The 18499-nt window shown below is 65.7% G+C and carries 14 protein-coding genes; 12 read left to right on the plus strand and 2 right to left on the minus strand.

Going from position 1 to position 18499, the window contains the following annotated elements:
• Nucleotides 1-99: 99 nt before the first annotated feature.
• Nucleotides 100-873, minus strand: coding sequence for an HAD-IIA family hydrolase (locus ABUA37_RS11145; protein WP_349899263.1), 774 nt, complete (start codon nucleotides 871-873; stop codon nucleotides 100-102).
• Nucleotides 874-998: 125 nt separating this feature from the next.
• On the opposite strand from ABUA37_RS11145, the gene ABUA37_RS11150 reads away from it, so the two are divergent.
• The 11 genes from ABUA37_RS11150 (at nucleotide 999) to ABUA37_RS11200 (ending at nucleotide 16495) form a co-directional block, all read left to right on the plus strand.
• Nucleotides 999-1283, plus strand: coding sequence for a hypothetical protein (locus ABUA37_RS11150; protein WP_349899264.1), 285 nt, complete (start codon nucleotides 999-1001; stop codon nucleotides 1281-1283).
• 24 nt (nucleotides 1284-1307) lie between these two features.
• Nucleotides 1308-1949 (plus strand): TrmH family RNA methyltransferase, encoded by a 642-nt coding sequence (locus ABUA37_RS11155; RefSeq protein ID WP_349899265.1) that lies wholly within the window; start codon nucleotides 1308-1310, stop codon nucleotides 1947-1949.
• A gap of 108 nt (nucleotides 1950-2057) precedes the next feature.
• Entirely contained in the window at nucleotides 2058-2729 is a 672-nt protein-coding gene (locus tag ABUA37_RS11160; protein ID WP_349899266.1) for an acetate uptake transporter, read from the plus strand.
• Nucleotides 2730-2735: 6 nt separating this feature from the next.
• Nucleotides 2736-4718: an acetate--CoA ligase gene (gene acs, locus ABUA37_RS11165; RefSeq protein WP_349899267.1), complete on the plus strand. Its 1983-nt coding sequence runs from the start codon at nucleotides 2736-2738 to the stop codon at nucleotides 4716-4718.
• Between the two features lie 154 nt (nucleotides 4719-4872).
• The gene (locus tag ABUA37_RS11170) at nucleotides 4873-8004 is read left to right on the plus strand and encodes an Ig-like domain-containing protein (RefSeq protein ID WP_349899268.1); all 3132 of its coding nucleotides are present in this window, start codon (nucleotides 4873-4875) and stop codon (nucleotides 8002-8004) included.
• A 303-nt stretch (nucleotides 8005-8307) separates the two neighbouring features.
• Nucleotides 8308-9630 (plus strand): ABC transporter substrate-binding protein, encoded by a 1323-nt coding sequence (locus ABUA37_RS11175; RefSeq protein WP_349899269.1) that lies wholly within the window; start codon nucleotides 8308-8310, stop codon nucleotides 9628-9630.
• A gap of 9 nt (nucleotides 9631-9639) precedes the next feature.
• The gene (locus tag ABUA37_RS11180; RefSeq protein WP_349899270.1) at nucleotides 9640-10608 is read left to right on the plus strand and encodes a carbohydrate ABC transporter permease; all 969 of its coding nucleotides are present in this window, start codon (nucleotides 9640-9642) and stop codon (nucleotides 10606-10608) included.
• Nucleotides 10605-11534, plus strand: a complete 930-nt coding sequence (locus ABUA37_RS11185; RefSeq protein WP_349899271.1) for a carbohydrate ABC transporter permease — start codon at nucleotides 10605-10607, stop codon at nucleotides 11532-11534. The genes ABUA37_RS11180 and ABUA37_RS11185 overlap by 4 nt, the downstream gene beginning before the upstream one ends.
• A 3-nt stretch (nucleotides 11535-11537) precedes the next feature.
• On the plus strand, nucleotides 11538-13562 hold the full coding sequence (locus ABUA37_RS11190) for a beta-galactosidase (protein WP_349899272.1): 2025 nt from the start codon (nucleotides 11538-11540) through the stop codon (nucleotides 13560-13562).
• A 30-nt stretch (nucleotides 13563-13592) separates the two neighbouring features.
• Nucleotides 13593-14396 carry a DeoR/GlpR family DNA-binding transcription regulator gene (locus tag ABUA37_RS11195; RefSeq protein ID WP_349899273.1) on the plus strand — a complete coding sequence of 268 codons (804 nt, stop codon included), beginning with the start codon at nucleotides 13593-13595 and terminating at the stop codon, nucleotides 14394-14396.
• Nucleotides 14393-16495, plus strand: a complete 2103-nt coding sequence (locus ABUA37_RS11200; RefSeq protein ID WP_349899274.1) for an alpha-galactosidase — start codon at nucleotides 14393-14395, stop codon at nucleotides 16493-16495. Before ABUA37_RS11195 ends, ABUA37_RS11200 begins: the two co-directional genes overlap by 4 nt.
• 1 nt (nucleotide 16496) lies before the next feature.
• On the opposite strand, the gene ABUA37_RS11205 is transcribed toward ABUA37_RS11200, so the two are convergent.
• Nucleotides 16497-16982: a MarR family winged helix-turn-helix transcriptional regulator gene (locus tag ABUA37_RS11205; RefSeq protein ID WP_349899275.1), complete on the minus strand. Its 486-nt coding sequence runs from the start codon at nucleotides 16980-16982 to the stop codon at nucleotides 16497-16499.
• 325 nt (nucleotides 16983-17307) lie between these two features.
• On the opposite strand from ABUA37_RS11205, the gene ABUA37_RS11210 reads away from it, so the two are divergent.
• Complete coding sequence (locus ABUA37_RS11210; protein ID WP_349899276.1) at nucleotides 17308-18288, plus strand: helix-turn-helix transcriptional regulator; 981 nt, start codon at nucleotides 17308-17310, stop codon at nucleotides 18286-18288.
• The last annotated feature ends 211 nt before the right edge of the window (nucleotides 18289-18499 follow it).

Genomic DNA, 18499 nt, shown 5'->3' on the forward strand with positions numbered 1-18499 from the left:
CGGTAATCGGCGACTCTGTGACGTTACAAAATGCTCGCAACCACCGCACTTCCCGATGACACGCGGCGTAATGCGGCGCGGTCGTTCACCTCGCGCGCGTCACTCGACGAGTTCGGAGACCCCCGTGAGCACCTCGTTGGGGCGGAACGGGTAGCGCTCGATCTCGGCCTGGTCGCTGATGCCGGTGAGCACGAGGATGGTGTGCAGCCCTGCCTCGATGCCGGCCACGATGTCGGTGTCCATCCGGTCGCCGATCATGCCGGTGTTCTCGGAGTGGGCGCCGATCTTGTTCATCGCGGAACGGAACATCATCGGGTTCGGCTTGCCCACGACATACGGTTCCTTGCCGGTGGCCTTGGTGATGAGAGCGGCGACCGCGCCGGTCGCGGGCATCGGGCCCTCTGCGCTCGGCCCCGTCGCATCCGGATTCGTGATGATGAAGCGGGCGCCCGCACCGATCAACCGGATGGCCTTGGTGATCGCCTCGAAGGAGTAGTTGCGGGTCTCGCCGACGACCACGTAGTCGGGGTTCGTGTCAGTCATGATGAAGCCCGCTTCGTGCAGGGCCGTGGTGGTGCCGGCCTCGCCGATGACGAAGGCGCTGCCACCGGGAATCTGCGAGGCGAGGAAGTCGGCCGTGGCGAGGGCGGAGGTCCAGATGGCCTCCTCGGGAACGTCGAGGCCGGATGCCGCGAGCCGGGCGCTGAGATCCCGCGGCGTGTAAATGGAGTTGTTCGTGAGCACGAGGTAGCGCTTGCCCTGGTCCTGCCACTGCTGCAGCAGCGCCGCCGCTCCTGGGAGCGGGCTGTTCTCGTGCACCAGCACGCCATCCATATCGGTTAGCCAGCACTCGATGTCGCGGCGTTCGCTCATGTCGCCATCGTAGTGGCGGCCGCTTACGCGGAGGTGGGCTTCCGTTGATGCGAGGTTCGCGCCAGAGCAGAATGACCCACGAACACGGGATGCCGCACGCATCCGAATACTGCGAAGCTTGAAGGATGAGCGAGACGCACCCCATCGAGGTTGCCGTCGTCGAGGTCCAGTCATCGGCGGCTTTCACGCGCGCTGGCTGGGCTGTCGTCGTGATGGCCGTCGTTGCGCTCGCAGGCTCCTTCATCCCGCTGGCATCCGTCGCCTCGGGCGTGCTCGCGCTGCTCGGTCTGGTTCTCGGACTCAGCTGCCTCATCCGCGACACCGGCTTCAATCGCCCGGCGCTCGGCGGCACCCTGCTGTCATCGGCGGCCGTCGCCGCCTCGGTCATCATGACCATCGTCTACGCCTGAGAGGTTCGGCGGTAGCCTCGGGGAGTGAACCCGCACGAGCAGAACCCGTCAGTCGAACTCACCACGCGCGGGGTCGGCCCGTGGCGTGGTGAGCTGCCGGAGGGCGACTGGTGGGACGCGGAACTCCTGGCCCGCGGGGACTCCCGCAACGTCATCGATCGCTACCGCTATTGGCGCATGGACGCGATCGTGGCCGACCTCGACCAGCGGCGGCATCCGTTTCACGTCGCCATCGAGAACTGGCAGCACGACATGAACATCGGATCGATCGTGCGCAGCGCCAACGCCTTCGCCGCCGACACCGTGCACATCGTCGGGCGCAAGCGCTGGAACAAGCGCGGCGCCATGGTCACCGACCGCTACCAGCACGTGCTGCATCACGACACGGTTGCCGACCTCGTGGAGTGGGCGCGCGGCGAGAACCTGCCCATCATTGCCATCGACAACGTGCCGGGAAGCGTCATCATCGAGGGCTACGAGTTCCCGGAGAGGTGCGTCCTGCTGTTCGGTCAGGAGGGTCCAGGCGTCTCCGCCGAGGCGATCGAAGCCGCGGATGCCGTGGTCGAGATCAGCCAGTTCGGCTCCACTCGCAGCATCAACGCTTCCGCTGCCGCCGCGGTGGCCATGCATGTCTGGATCACCCAGCACGCGCAGTTGCCGCGCTGACCCTCGCAGCACACCGCAGCAAAACTCACCCTTCCTAAATCGCGCTCCGGGTGTACTTTTTTTAACAACCGCCGACGATGGCGCCGGCGCACGTTGGAGGTATCTGCAATGAGCAATTCACCTGCCACATCGTCCGGATCCGCCGGGGTCACGCCGCCCCAACATGTCGCGACCGGAGTGCGAGAGACACCCTCGCCGCCCCTCACGAACGCACCCGCGCTCGCCGTGAACCCGGCCGCCCTCGGTCTCGCAGCGTTCGCGCTGACGACGTTCGTCCTCAGCTTCGGCAACGCCGGAATCATCGCGGGCGGGGCTGTGCCGGTCGTCTTCGGACTCGCGCTGTTCTACGGTGGCGTCACACAGATCCTCGCGGGGCTCTGGGAGTTTGCGCAGAAGAACACCTTCGGTGCCACCGCGTTCTGCTCCTACGGTGCGTTCTGGATGTCGTTCTGGTATCTGGAGACGGCAACCGATCTCGGCAAGGCGGGCTCCGGTCTCTCGGTCGCCACCGGAACCTGGCTGCTGGCCTGGGCCATCTTCACCCTGTACATGACGTTCGCCGCCTGGCGCACGAACATGGCGACGTTCCTCGTGTTCGTGGCGCTGACCCTGACCTTCTTCGCGCTCTCCCTCGGCGACTACTCCTCATCGGAGTGGCTGACCAGGCTCGGCGGATGGCTCGGCATCATCACGGCACTGCTCGCCTGGTACACGTCCTTCGCCGTGGTCATCAATTCCACGTTCAGGCGGGTCGTTCTCCCCGTCGGTCCGAGCGCGTGACACGCCATGGCTGAAGAATTCGATCAGAGCAACGAGACCATCTCCAACCTGCTGGCAGAAGACCGCAGGTTCACCCCTCCCGCTGAACTCGTCGAGCACGCCAACGTGACCGCCGAGGCCTACGACGAGGCCGATCGCGACCGACTCGCCTTCTGGGCGAAACAGGCCGAGCGACTGGACTGGGACAGGCACTGGGACGAGGTGCTCGACTGGAGCAACCCTCCGTTCGCCAAGTGGTTCGTCGGCGGCAAGATCAACGTGGCCTACAACTGCCTCGATCGGCACGTGAAGGCCGGTCACGGCGACCGAGTCGCGTACTACTTCGAGGGCGAGCCGGGAGATGCGCGCGAGATCACCTACTCCCAGTTGACCGACCTGGTCTGCCAGGCGGCCAACACGCTCATAGACCTCAGGGTGAAGGTGGGCGATCGCGTCGCGATCTACATGCCGATGATCCCGGAGACGGTCGTGGCCATGCTCGCCTGTGCGCGCATCGGCGCACCGCACACCGTGGTCTTCGGCGGGTTCTCCGCCGACTCATTGAGCAGCCGGATCATCGACTGTGATGCGCGCGTGGTGATCACGGCGGACGGCGGCTTCCGCAAGGGCAAGCCGTCCGGGCTGAAGCCGATCGTCGACGAGGCGCTGCAGTCCTGCCCGGATGTGCGCAACGTTCTCGTCGTGCGCCGCACCGGCCAGGACATCGAGTGGACGGACCGGCGCGACCTCTGGTGGCACGACACCGTGGAGAAGGCGAGTTCGGTGCACGAGCCGGAGTTCTTCGACGCGGAGCATCCGCTGTATGTCATGTACACCTCGGGCACGACGGGCAAGCCCAAGGGCATCCTGCACACCTCCGGTGGGTATCTCGCCGAGTGTGCGTACAGCCAGTGGGCGGTCTTCGACCTGAAACCAGAGACGGATGTCTATTGGACGGCAGCGGACATCGGTTGGGTCACGGGACACAGCTACATCGTCTACGGCCCCCTGGCGAACGGAACGACCTCGGTGTTCTACGAGGGCACGCCGGACAGTCCGCATCAGGGCCGCTGGTGGGAGATCATCGACAAGTACAAGGTGTCGATTCTCTACTGCGCGCCCACGGCGATCCGCACCCTGATGAAGTGGGGTGCCGACATCCCCGCACGCTACGACCTGTCGTCGCTGCGCATCCTGGGTTCGGTCGGAGAGCCGATCAACCCCGAGGCCTACGTCTGGTACCGCCATCACATCGGTCACGACCGCACGCCGGTCGTGGACACCTGGTGGCAGACCGAGACCGGCGCGATCATGGTCAGCCCGCTGCCCGGTGTCACCGCGGGCAAGCCAGGCGCGGCCATGAAGGCGCTGCCCGGGATCTCGGTCGACATCGTCGACGAGGCGGGCGCATCCGTGCCCGATGGATCCGGCGGGTACCTGGTGCTGACCGAGCCGTGGCCGAGCATGCTGCGCACGATCTGGGGCGACGACAATCGGTACGTCGAGACCTACTGGTCGAAGTTTCCCGGCAGATACTTCGCGGGCGACGGTGCCAAGCGGGACAAGGACGGCGACATCTGGCTCCTTGGCCGTGTCGACGACGTGATGAACATCTCCGGTCACCGCCTCTCGACGACCGAGATCGAGTCCGCGCTCGTGTCGCATCCTAAGGTCGCCGAGGCGGCGGTCGTGGGCGCAGCGGACGAGACAACCCACCAGGCCATCGCGGCCTTCGTGATCCTGCGAAGCGAGGCCGGCGACGGCGGTGCGGATGTCGTGGCCGAGTTGCGCGAGCACGTCGTCACGGTCATCGGCCGGATCGCTCGACCGCGCAACATCCTTGTCGTCGCGGAACTGCCGAAGACCAGATCCGGCAAGATCATGCGGCGACTGCTGCGCGACGTCGCGGAGAAGCGCCCCATCGGTGACGTTACGACGCTCGCGGATTCCACCGTGATGGACGCGATCAAAGACGGCCTTGTGGCGCGAGGGGCTGCGGGCGAAGACTGAGGCGTCGTAGGGCCTAGTGCCGGAAACTGCCCGGTTCGGGAGCACGGGAGCGTGCCCCGAACGGGTAGTTTCGGGCATGGCACGTGCGCGGTAGCGTCGAGGAAGAGCTTGCCAGGGGGGTGGGCCTCCAAGAAAAGGCATCACCACAGCGCTCATGGGTTCCCACGTTCCATCACAGTCGATCGCAGGCAGGCGCAGACGGCGTCGCGGCCTTCATGTCGCTGCCAAGAAGTTTGTGGGAAGCGCCCTGGCGCTGACGCTGGCGCTCACCGGTCTCACCGCTGCTTTCACCGCAGCGTCCATTGTGAACACGGACGCCGGGGTGCATGCGGTCGCCGGCTCACCGTTCGACTGCAGCGATCCCCGATTCTTCGCACAGGCCGGAGATGCGAACTCGACAACTCTGTATGAGGGCCGTTACGACGCGGAGGGAAAGTCGGTCTGGACGGCTCTGAGCAACGGCACGGTCACCTCCACGAGCAACAACCTGTACAACGCCGTCGCCTTCAACCCGAAGGACAGCTACCTTTACGGCACAACCTTCGGCACTACGGGAGTGCGCGGCAAGTTCGTGCGTATTGATCAAGACGGTGGCGTCACGAATATCGGCACGACCGCCGCACCGGATGCGCTCAGCGCGAAGTCGTACAGCACGCTGTGGGACTCAGGCGAGTTCGATTCCGCTGGCAATTACTACGTAGCATCCGGTAACGCCGGCAGCGGCAGCACGATCTACAAGATCGCGGGTCTGAGCGGCGCTCCGGCCATCGCCCCGACGCTCACCGCCATTCCCCTGGTCGGAACGGTGCCGCGCTATGCCGACCTGACCTTCAAGGCCGGATATCTGTGGACAGCGAGCTACGGCGTGAGCAGCACGATCTACCGCATCGACATCAACGGCATCTCGAGCGCGGCGGGCACGATCACGGCCTTCCCGGTAGCCAGCAGCATTCTGCCTACGGCGAGCTACGGCTCGGTGTTCTCGATGACGAACGGCAACCTCGCGTTCATCGCGAGCAATGCCAAGATGTACCAGGTTGCGGTTACCGACCCGGCTGCCGCGGACACGACCGGCGCCGGATTCGAGCTCGTCAACCAGGTGGCGGCTCCCACCAACGCATACAGCGACGCGACCAACTGCGGCACGGCGCTGAAGGCCGGACTGAGCGCCACCAAGACCGGCCCCAACACGGTGCTGCCTGGCGACAGCATCGTCTGGCATGTCACCGTGACCAACAACGGTCCGGGCACGAGCTCGGGTTTCGTGCTCACCGATCTCCTGCCCACGGGGCTCTCGAACATTGCGGCGGTCAGCACGGATGCGGGTTGCACCGTTAACGGGACTCTGACAATTACCTGCAACGGTGGTCGACTGCTCGTGGGTGAAACCGCCAAGGTCACCGTGACTGCCACGGCGCCCATGGTGCTCGGCTCGATCGTCAATAGGGTGAAGGTAGTGGGCAATGAGGACGATGCTCCCGACGGCATCTTCTCCGCGGCGCCGACGACCGTTGGAGTGGCGACTTCGGCGGGGGAGCCGCTCACGGTGCCGCCACCGAACGGCGCTGCGGCGACCGACTCGACATCGGCCGAGGGCGGCACAGTCGTTCTCGACAATGGCAATCTGGTCTACACGCCGCCGCCCGGCTTCTCCGGGCAGGACTCCTTCGGCTACACGAACAGTTCGGGCGACCCCGCGACGATGTACGTAACGGTGAAGCCGGTCGCCGGCGCATACGCCGTGACGACCACAGCGGAGACTGCAGTCACGACCACCGCGGCAACCCTGCTTGCTACGGGCACCGGCAGCGACCGCAGCCTCACCGACGCGTCGGGCGCCGTGAACGGCACGGTCTCGCTCGTCTCCGGAAGTCCGGTCTTCGTGCCGAGCAATGGATTCTCCGGCACGGGCTCGTACCAGTATCGGGTGACGGATGGCAGCGGGCAGACCGCGAGCGCCACGGTCACCGTTGTCGTCACTCCGCTCGCCGCGGATTCCACCGCGACCACCGCTGCCGGCACAGCCGTGACGGTTCCGGCCGTGGGACTGGTGGCGGCAGGCACCGGTTCCTCGCTCGCACTGAGCGGCGTGAGTAGCCCGACCAACGGAACAGTGTCACTCGTGTCGGGTAACCCTGTCTTCGTGCCCGCCACCGGCTTTTCCGGCACAGCCTCGTTTGCCTACGACGTCACCGACTCGAGCGGGCGGACCTCAAGCGCGATCGTCACGGTAACCGTCGCGCCGGTTGCCGTCGACGTTACCGCCACGGCCTCCGCCGGGGTTCCCACGACCATCGATGTGCTGGTGGTCGCGCATGGAACGTCACTCAGCTTGGCGAGCACGACCGGTCCGGTCCACGGAACGGCAACAGTCGCAGCGGATGGTGGCCTCCTCTACACCTCTGACACCAGCTATTCCGGCACGGATACCTTTGCCTTCACCATCATGGGTGACGGCGGCTCGGACACGGGGACGATCACGGTAACCGTCACCCCGCTCGCGCCCGACGATGTCGCCGTCACCGACGCCGGCCTACCCGTGATCATCGACGTGCTCGCGAACGATACAGGCGGTCTCACTCTGATCGCCACGAGCGCTCCAACCAGGGGTGGCACCGCAACGATCGTGGCGGGCCGCATCCGCTACCTGCCGCGTGCCGGGTTTTCCGGCATCGATACCTTCGACTACACGGCGACCGGTGCGGGCGGGGCGACCACGACGGCCACGGTGACCGTGAAGGTTGTGCCGGTGATCGGCGCTTCCGGCTCCTCCGGCACAGCGAAGGCCACCGCGGGGGAGCCGGCCATTTTCGACCCCGCGGCCGATGCGACGGGAAGCGGCATCGCGCTGTTCGCGGTGGGTCCGGCGAGCCACGGCGTCACGGTCGTCAATCCCGACGGCACGCTCAGCTATACGCCGGCCGCCGGCTACTCGGGCACGGACCAGTTCACGTACACGCTGACCGATGCGGCGGGGCAGACGGTGACGGGAACGCTCGTCGTCACCGTGCAGCTGTCGACCCCTCCCCCTCCCTCCACCGTGGAGCAGCCCGCCGCCTCCACCGGGGAGCAGCCCGGGCCCTCGGGCGTGGAGCAGTCCGGTCCCTCGGGCGAGGAGCAGCCACTCGCCTCCACCGTTGAGCAGTTGCTCGCCTTTACCGGCGCACAGCCGCTGGGCTTCGCGGCGCTCGGCCTCCTGCTGCTCGGTGCCGGGCTCGCAGCACAACTCCTCAGAGTTGCGGGCAGGCGCGCCAGGACGATTACGCCCGCTCGTCACCGCGCCTAACCTCAGCGAGACCAGCACCCTCCGCGGGCTGGGCATGAGGCGCGCGCGGCCGGGCTTGTGTCCATATGTGTTGGGTTCTGCGTGACCCACTGGACGCGCGTGGGACGAAATGAACACAGCTCAGTGACGCGCTGCATCCGCCCTGTTGCCCAGCGTGGCTGGGCCGATTGGTCACGAATTGGGCGCGAATTAACGAATTGCTGTCATTAGCACTTGACAGAGTTCGTTCGATTTTGAGAGATTATGGTAACTATCCCGCAGTGAAGATGTGTTCCCGTTCACGGCCCGTACAAAGGAGTAATGATGGCGTTAGACAATGCAAATCCGCTTGCGCGAATCACCGAGAAGCCCGTCGACCGACGCTTCCTGCTCAGGACCATTGGCGGCGGCGCGCTCGCCGCTGCAGCCATCCCGGTCCTGGCGGCCTGCACCGGTTCCAGCTCCGGCGGCGGTGGAGCGGCCGGCTCCAAGACCGTGACCTTCGGTTCGGGTTCGTCGGACGATGTGCCGAAGCGCGCCTACGCGGCTTTCACCTCGGCCTTCACCAAGAAGACCGGTGACAAGGTCAAGACCAATACGGTCTCGCACAACGACTTCCAGAACAACATCAACACCTACCTGCAGGGCAGCCCGGATGACGCGTTCACCTGGTTCGCCGGCTACCGCACGCAGTACTACGCGGGCAAGGGACTCCTCGCCCCGATCGACGACGTCTGGGACAAGATCGGCGACAATTTCTCCGAGGGACTTGCCAAGGCATCCACCGGCCCCGATGGCAAGAAGTACTTTGTGCCGAACTACAACTACCCCTGGGGCTTCTTCTACCGCAAGAGCGTGTGGGCGGCCAAGGGATACACCGAGCCGAAGACGTTCGACGAACTCATCGCCCTGTGCACCAAGATGAAGGCCGACGGTCTCACGCCGATCGCCTTCGGTGACAAGGACGGCTGGCCTGCCATGGGCACCTTCGATTACATCAACATGCGCACCAACGGCTACCAGTTCCACATGGACCTGTGTGCGCACAAGGAGTCGTGGGACCAGAAGAAGGTGCAGGACGTGTTCGACAACTGGAAGCAGCTCCTGCCGTTCCAGGACCCGAACTCGCTCGGCATGACCTGGCAGGAGGCGGCAAAGACCCTCGGTGACTCGAAGTCCGGCATGTACCTGCTCGGCTCCTTCGTTACCCAGCAGTTCACGGATGCCGCGGTTCTCGACGACATCGACTTCTTCCCGTTCCCGGAGATCGCGATGGAGGGCCGGGATGCCGTCGAGGCGCCGATCGACGGCCTGCTGCTCTCCAAGAAGGGCGGCCAGAACCAGGCGGCGAAGGACATGCTCGCGTTCATGGGCAGCGCGGCCGGCCAGCAGGCCTACTTCTCCGTGGACAAGTCGAACCTCATGACGGCGAAGGGTGCGGACACCTCGAGCTACAGCCCCTTGAACAAGAAGTGCGCCGAGGTCATCGGGGCCGCCAAGTCGATCAGCCAGTTCTTCGACCGGGATGCCCTGCCCGCCATGGCCAACAACGTCATGATCCCGGCGCTGCAGACCTTCCTCAAGGACGGCACGGTCGACACGAAGAACCTGGAAGCTCAGGCGAAGACGCTGTACGCAGCGCAGTAGCGTTCAGCCATGTCGATTTCTACTCGCGACACCACGGATCGGGTCGAGCAGGCGGACACCCCGCCTGCCCGGCCCGCCCGGCGGCGCAGGCGCAGGATCCACCTTTCCCGCCGTGACCGGGTCGTACTCACGATCATGGTGGCCATCCCCACCCTCATCCAGCTCGTCCTGATCTGGATCCCGACCGTGCTGTCGGTGCTGCTCTCCTTCGTGCGCTGGAACGGTCTCGCGTTCTCCGACATCAAGGGGGCCGCGCTCAGCAACTACGCCTTCATCTTCAAGGACTACCCGCCGTTCTGGCCGGCCGTGCAGCACAACATCCTCTGGCTGCTCTTCCTCGGCGTCATCGCGACGCCGCTCGGGTTGCTCCTCGCGGTGCTGCTTGACCAGCAGATTCGCGGAAGCCGCATCTACCAGAGCATCTTCTTCATGCCGGTGATGCTCTCACTCGCCCTCATCGGCGTCATCTGGCAGCTCTTCTACTCCCGCGACAACGGTCTGCTCAACTTCCTATTGGGAACGAGCGGTACCTCGCACGCGGTCGACTGGTTCGGTGATCCGCACGTCAACATCTGGGCGGCGCTGATCGCTGCCACCTGGCGCCACGCCGGCTACGTCATGATCCTGTATCTGGCGGGTCTCAAGGGCGTGGATCCGAGTCTCAAGGAGGCGGCGGCCATCGACGGCGCGAACGCCGCGCAGATCTTCTTCCGCGTCGTGTTCCCCGTGATGCGGCCGATCAACATCGTGATCGTCGTGATCACGATCATCGAGTCGCTGCGGGCATTCGACATCGTCTACGTGATCAACCGAGGCACCAACGGACTCGAACTGCTGAGCGCACTCGTGATCCAGAACCTCGTGGGCGAGGGGCAGGTCATCGGCGTCGGATCCGCGCTCGCGGCCATCCTCTTGATCATCTCGCTCGTGCCGATCGTGATCTATCTGGCGCGCACCTTTAAGAAGGAAGACCGATGACCGCAATAACGCCCGTCGGGCTGCCTCCGAAGACGACGCTGTCGGCACCGGGCAGCGCAGCGCCGGCAACCGGCAAGCGTAAGCGCCACTACGGAACGCACATCTTCCTCATCGTGATGTCGGTGATCTGGTTGATTCCGCTGGGCTGGTCACTGTTCACCGCTCTGCGCTCGAAGGCCGACACCGATAGGTTCGGCTACTTCAGCTTCGGAGGCTCGTTCAACTTCGACAACTTCGTCACGGCCTGGAACCAGGGTGGTTTCGCCACGTACTTCACCAACTCGGCGATCATCACGATTCCCGCCGTCATCCTGACCCTCGTGCTGGCGTCGATGATGGCGTTCGCCGTGAGCCGGTTCACCTGGAAGTTCAACATCACCCTGCTGATCTTCTTCACGGCCGGCAACCTGCTCCCACCGCAGGTGCTCGCGGCACCGCTGTTCGAGATGTTCAAGCACCTCGAGCTGCCCTACTGGTTCAGCGACTCGGGCACGCTGCTGAACACTTATATCGGGGTCATAGCGGTCGACACGGCATTCCAGATCGGCTTCTGCACCTTCGTGCTCTCCAACTACATGAAGGCGCTGCCGACGGAACTCTCCGAGGCGGCCGTGGTCGATGGTGCGAGCGTGTGGCGGCAGTACTACGGCATCATCATGCCGCTCACCCGTCCGGCTCTTGCCGCCCTCGGCACCTTGGAAGTCATCTGGATCTACAACGACTTCTTCTGGCCGCTGCTGTTCATCCAGAGCGGTGATCGGCTGCCTGTCACCACGGCGATCAATAATCTGCAGGGACAATTCCTCTCCAACTACAACCTGCTGGCAGCGGGGGCGATCATCACGGTCATCCCCACCCTGATCATCTACCTCGCACTCCAGCGTCAATTCGTCGCGGGCCTCACCCTCGGCGCGAACAAGGGCTAGGCAATGCACCGCATCACTTCTCGGCTCGGAGCCGACGGCACCACTGCGCTCGGATTCGGTGGCGACTACAACCCGGAGCAGTGGGACCGGGACGTCTGGAGCGAAGACATCCGGTTGATGCAGGAGGCCGGGGTCAACCTCGTGAGTCTCGGTATTTTCAGTTGGGCGTTGCTCGAACCCGCCGAGGGTGTGTACGAGTTCGGCTGGCTCGATGAGGTGCTCGACCTGCTGCACGCCGGCGGCATCCGGGTCGACCTGGCCAACGCGAGTGCCTCTCCCCCTCCGTGGTTCTCGCACCGGTATCCGCAGTCGCTTCCCGTGACGGTCGACGGCGTGCGACTGGGCTACGGATCCCGCCAGGCGTTCTGCGCGTCGAGCGTCGACTACCGCAGGGCAGCCGCCGCGCTCACGACGAAGATCGCCGAGCGCTACGCGAACCACCCTGCCGTCGTGATGTGGCACGTGCACAACGAGTACGGCTGCCACAACCAACCCTGCTACTGCGACGCATCCGGTCTCGACTTCCAGCGCTGGCTCGAGAAGAAGTATGGCGATGTCGATGCCCTCAACGACGCCTGGGGCACCGCGTTCTGGTCGCAGCACTACTACCACTTCGAGGAGATCACGCCGCCGCGTCGCTCGGGAGCCTTCGTTAACCCGACCCAGCAACTCGACTTCGCGCGGTTCTCCTCCGACGCGCTGCTCGAGTGCTTCGAGGCCGAGGCGGCGATCCTGCGGGCGCACTCCGAGCATCCCGTGACGACCAACTTCATGGGCTTCAACATGGGTCTCTCCCAGCCGATCGACTACTGGAAGTGGGCGGAGCGCATGGATGTGGTCTCGAACGACCACTACCTGATCGCAGAAGACCGCGACCACCACCGCGAACTCGCGATGGTCGCCGACCTCACGCGAGGCTGGGCGGGTGGTGCACCGTGGCTGCTCATGGAGCACTCCACGTCCGCGGTCAACTGGCAGCCGCGCAACATCGCGAAGGCTCCGGGCGAACTCGTGCGCAACTCACTGCAGCACGTTGCCCGAGGCGCGGATGCCGCACTGTTCTTCCAGTGGCGGGCCGCCAAGGCGGGCGCCGAGAAGTTCCACTCTGCGCTGCTGCCGCACGCCGGTACCGACACGAAGATCTGGCGCGAGACGGTGGAACTCGGCGGCATCCTGAAGTCCATCGCCGAGGTCGCCGACTCACGCGTCTCCGGCGTTGACGTCGCCATCATCCACGACACCGACGCGCGCTGGGCGAGCGAGCTCGACTCGCACCCCTCGATCGACCTGAACTGCATCGCCGAGACGCGGCTCTGGTACGAGGCTGCCTATCGCGCGGGCATCACCGCGGACTTCCGCCAGTCGACCGACGACCTGAGCGGCTACAAGCTCGTGATCGTGCCCCTGCAGTACCTGATCACGGATGCCGGGGCCGCAAACATCACTGCCTTCGCCAGCGCGGGCGGCCGGGTGCTGGTCACCTACTTCTCCGGCATCGTGGACGAGAACGACCACATCCGCCTCGGTGGCTACCCCGGTGCGTTCCGCGAGCTCCTGGGCGTGCGCATCCAGGAGTTCTTCCCGTTGCACGAGGGCGAGACGATCGCGCTGAGTGCCTTCGGCGAGGGCGCCGTGTTCAGCGAACTAGGTCGCGCCGATGGTGCCGAGGTGCTCGCGCAGTTCGACGAGGGGCCGGTGGTCGGATCGCCGGCGATCACCCGCAACGTCGTGGGCGAGGGTGCCGCGTACTATGTGGCCACTCGTTTGGGTCCCGATAGCGCAGACGAGTTGCTCTCCTCGATCGCCGCAGACGCTCGCATCGAGGTGCCGTTCGTGCTGCCGGCCGATGTGGAGGTCGTGCGTCGCGCGGACGGAGCATCCAGCTGGCTATTCGTCATCAACCACTCCGAACAGGAGGCTCGCCTCGAGACCGCGGGTGTTGAACTGATCTCGGCCAAAGAAGTTGACGGTACCCTGATCGTGCCCGCGGGTGAGGTTGCCGTCGTGCGCCAGACCGTCGGGCCGTAATCTCGGCCCAGCCGAGGAGAGGGAGCCACCATGCTTGCTGCCGCTAGACAGTCGGAGATCATGGCGACCGTGCATCGCCACGGCATCGTGCGCATCTCCGACCTTTCCAGCATGCTCGGCGTCTCTGACATGACGGTGCGGCGCGACATCGACGCCCTCGCGGCGACCGGTCTGCTGCAGAAGGTGCACGGTGGCGCGAAGGTTCCCGGTTCGCTGCGAACCGACGAGCCGGGGTTCGAGACGAAGTCGATGCGCGAGGAGCCCGAGAAGGGTGCGATCGCCCGGGAGGCACTCTCCTTCGTGACCCCGGGATCCGCGATCGGCCTGAGCGCCGGCACCACGACCTGGACGCTTGCCAAATCTCTCCGCTCGATCGAAGGCCTCACGATCGTCACCAACTCCATCCAGATTGCGGACGTCTTCCACCGCGCGCCGACCCGCAAAGATGGCAACCGCACGACCGTCATTCTCACCGGCGGGGAGCGCACCCCCTCCGACGCCCTCGTCGGCCCGATCGCGATCAGCGCGCTCAGCCAGTTGCACCTCGACGTGCTCTTCCTCGGTGTGCACGGCGTCGAGTCGAAGGCGGGTTTCACCACGCCGAACCTGCTCGAGGCCGAGACCAACCGCGCGTTCGTCGCCACCGCGCGCAACGTCATCGTGCTCGCCGACCACACGAAGTGGGGCATCGTGGGCATGAGCACGATCGCGAAACTGAGTGAGGTCGACGCCCTCGTCACCGACGACAGCATGCCGCAGGATGCGCGCGAGGCCCTCAGCGGCAGGATCCGCGACGTGAGATTCGCCCCGGTGAGAAGGGGCGGCTCGGAATGACCGACCTCGTCTTCCTGCGCGGGGGTGGCGTTTCGCTCGCGATCGACCTGTCCGGCCTCGCGCCCGAGGTGATCCACTGGGGCGCCGACCTTGGGTCGGAGTCCGCCGTACCGACCGGCCTGCACGCGGCGGTGCCGCACTCCTCCTACGACGAGCCCGAGGCCATCCAGCTGTTCCCGCAGGCGTCAACCGGATGGCGTGGTCGCCCCGCCCTACTCGGTCACCGCCACGGCCGCGACTTCTCGCCGCTCCTCAGTACCATCTCGCACCGCGCACTCGGCAGCGACGGGCACGAGATCGCGCTCGCTGATTTCGACGCCGCTCTCTCGGTGACCATCGAGCTGCACCTCGGTGCGGAGGGCATGCTGCGCGCGCGCAGCACAGTGCGCAATGACGGCGCCGACGACTACTCGCTGCAGCAGCTCTCCACCGTGCTCCCACTGGGACCGGAGGCCGAGGAAATCCTCGATCTGAGCGGGCGCTGGTGCCGGGAGCAGCATCCGCAGCGCAGGGCCATCACGCAGGGCACCTGGCTTAGGTCGTTCAGGCACGGTCGCACCGGGCACGACAGCTCGGTGCTGTTCGCCGCCGGGTCGGCTGGCTTCGCCAATCGCTCGGGCACCGTGTGGGCCGCGCACCTCGGCTTCAGCGGCAATCACGAGATCTACCTCGAGAAAACCGCGGGCAACGTGGCCATGATGGGGATGGGCGAACTGCTCGCACCCGGCGAGGTCACGCTCGCGCCGGGCGAGAGCTACGCGACCCCCTGGAGCTACGCGGCATATTCCGAGCGCGGCATCGACGGCATCACCGCGAGTTTCCATCGCTGGATGCGGGCGAGGCCCGGACATCCGTCGTCGCTGCGACCCGTGGTGCTGAACACCTGGGAGGCCGTGTACTTCAACCACGACCTGGCCGAGCTCACGGAGCTCGCCGAAAGGGCCCAGGAGGTGGGCGCCGAGCGATTCGTGCTCGATGACGGCTGGTTCCGGCACCGTCGCAACGACACCGCCGGCCTGGGGGACTGGTTCGTGGATGACGGCGTCTGGCCGCGCGGTCTCGCCCCGCTCATCGAGGCGGTTACTTCGCGGGGCATGCAGTTCGGACTGTGGGTCGAACCGGAGATGGTGAACGAGGACTCCGACGTGATCCGCGCGCACCCGGACTGGATCAGCGGACCGGGCAAGCGCATCCCGCCGCGATGGCGAAATCAGCAGGTGCTCGACCTGGTAAACCCGGAGGCCTGGCAGTACGTCTACGACCGGCTCGACGCCCTGCTGAGCGAGAACGACATCTCCTACCTCAAGTGGGATCAGAACCGCGATCTCACCGAGATGGGTCACGACGGCCTTCCCTCGACGCACGAGCAGACGCTCGCCGCGTATCGACTGTTCGACGCGCTGCGCGAGGCGCATCCGGGCGTGGAGATCGAGAGCTGCTCGTCCGGTGGCGCCCGCGTGGACCTCGGAATCCTCGACCGCACCGACCGGGTGTGGGCATCCGACTGCAACGACGCCCTGGAGCGCCAGACGATCCAGCGCTGGACCCAGGCGGTGCTACCGCCCGAGCTCGTCGGCAGCCACGTCGGCCCGCCTACGTCGCACACGACGGGTCGCACCCACGACCTGTCGTTCCGCGCGATCACCGCGATGTTCGGTCACTTCGGCATGGAGTGGGACATCCGCGAGGCGCAGGGCGAGGTGCTCGCCGAGCTGAAGGATGCGGTCGCGCTCTACAAGAAGCACCGCGCGCTGCTGCACTCCGGCGTTGCAGTGCACGCGGATCTCGTCGACCCGGCCTTCCTGCTGCACGGCGTCGTCGCTCAGGATGACTCGGAGGCGCTGTTCGCGTTCGTGAGCGTCGCGAGCTCGGCGGCGGAGCATCCGGGCAGGGTGCAGTTTCCGGGCCTCGACCCCGAGCGTCGCTATCGCGTGACCGTGGCGTTCCCTACCGGGCGCGACGCCTATGTCCAGCGGACTGCGCCATCCTGGATCGCGGACGGCTTCGAGGCGACGGGCCTCGCGCTCACCAAGGTGGGGCTGCCGATGCCCATCCTGAACCCGGAGCACGCGATCGTGCTGGAGGTCGCGGCCACCTGAATCATGAAGGCTCCCATCCGCGGCCAGGACGAATGGCTGAGGTGATTCGTGTGCTGATGTCGCGCAACTGCCGGGATTGTGCCTGTGTCAAGGAACCGAAAATGAGGCGATTCAGGAGCTCGACATGACCGGGGGTCGCCTGCTCGACCTTCTCGCGACCGAGTGCGGTCAGACTGGCCAGCGTGTAGCGACCATCGTCGGGATCGGGGAATCGACGCATCCACTCCTTCGCCTCCAGCCGGGTCGCTGCTCGCGAAAGCCGGGACAAAGAACTGTTGGAGAAGTCGGCGAGAGTGCTCATCCGCAGGGTGTGTTCGGCGGCGTTCGAGAGCGCGAACAGGATGCCGTATTCGAAGTGTGTCAGGCCGGAATCACGCTGCAGCTGAGCGTCAAGAGTCGCCGGCAGCCACTCCAACAGCGTCGCCACTGACGCCCACGTGGCGAGCTTCTCGGCATCGAGGCCTGCCTGGTTGCGCGGATTCGACATGGTTGCAGAGTACGCGAAAGCCGTCGTCTCGGCGCGAAATTGACTTTACTGGGAAAGTCAGCGAAGATCATTTCGCTTGACTGAGAAAGTCATGCGGGCAAATGTGTGATGACACGGAGGGCAGTACGAACGATGGAGATGCAGCTTGCTGGCAAGAGGGCGTTCATTAGCGGATCGAGCCAGGGCATCGGGTACGCGATAGCCGAGGGGGACGAAGATGAGTGCGATCTTCCAGTTCATTTTTCCTGCTCCTTCTGACGGTGTACTTCAACGCTAGGAAGTAATTAGGTCACTTTCGATCCTGAATACGCGCGAGAATCGAAACATGGCAGAGACGACCTCCCGCATCCTTGAACTGCTCGGTCTGCTGCAGACGCATCGGCAGTGGGCGGGGCCCGACCTGGCCGAGCGGCTGGGCGTGACGGAGCGCACGCTGCGGCGCGACATCGAGAAACTGCGCTCGCTCGGCTACAACGTGGAGGCAGAACGGGGCGTCGCCGGCGGATATCGGCTGGAGGCGGGCGCCCAATTGCCTCCGCTGCTGCTCAGCGACGAGGAAGCGGTGACGACCGCGATCGGGCTGCGGGTGGCGGCGACCCAGGCGCTCGATGGAGGCGAGCAGACGACGCTCAGCGCGCTGGCGAAGTTCGAGCAGCTGCTGCCGTCCGGGCTGCGAGAGCGGGTCAATGCGATCGCCGGGCAGGTGCGGTCTCGGGCGCCGCGGGGCGCATCCGTGTCGTCTGAACTGATCGGGCAACTCGCGCTCGCCTGTCGCGATCGCCACCGCATCCGATTTCACTACCTCGCGGGCGATGGTGCAGAGACCGATCGCACCATCGAACCGCACTCGCTCGTTGCCGCCGAGCGGCACTGGTTTCTGGTCGGCTGGGACCTGCAGCGCGAGGACTGGCGCACCTTCAGGGTCGGCAGGATGAGCCGCTTCTTCGACACGCGCGTGCTCTTCAGCGTGCGCGAGCTTCCCTCGGCCGATGCGGCGGAATTCGTCGCCTCCGCCGTCTCCTCGTTGCGTGACCGGGTGCGAGCCGAGGCGGTGCTCCGGATGCCGCTGGCCGACATGCAGCAGCGCTTCGGCCCGTGGGCGCAGGCCGCCACCGCGCTCGGCGACGACAGGACGGTGTGGCCGATCTCCGGCGAGTCGATGGAGCTCGCCCTCTCGTCGCTCGTGTGGATCCCCGCAGATATCGAGTACGAACTGCGGGGCAGCGAGGAGTTCCTCGAGTTCGCGCGCGGGTTCGCGGCGCGGATGTCTCGGGCGAGCGGGAGCGGCTCCGCGCGCCGAGGGTGAACTGCAGGGTGAAATATCGCGGTTTCGGTCCGCTGGCTTCGCGGTTTCCTTAGCGTTCCTACTGTGCGTGTCTCGTGGGAAATTCCTTCCGCGACTCCGCCGTCGTCGTAGTCGTCTTTGTTACCTCGGGGTGGTTCTCCCGGTGGGGGGAGTCTTCATGTGGGTGCGCTCTGCGTTCGCAAGGTCGCGTCGTAGTCGTCACCGCGCGGCG

Source organism: Parafrigoribacterium soli, from assembly GCF_040227235.1.
GTDB lineage: Bacteria > Actinomycetota > Actinomycetes > Actinomycetales > Microbacteriaceae > Parafrigoribacterium_A > Parafrigoribacterium_A soli.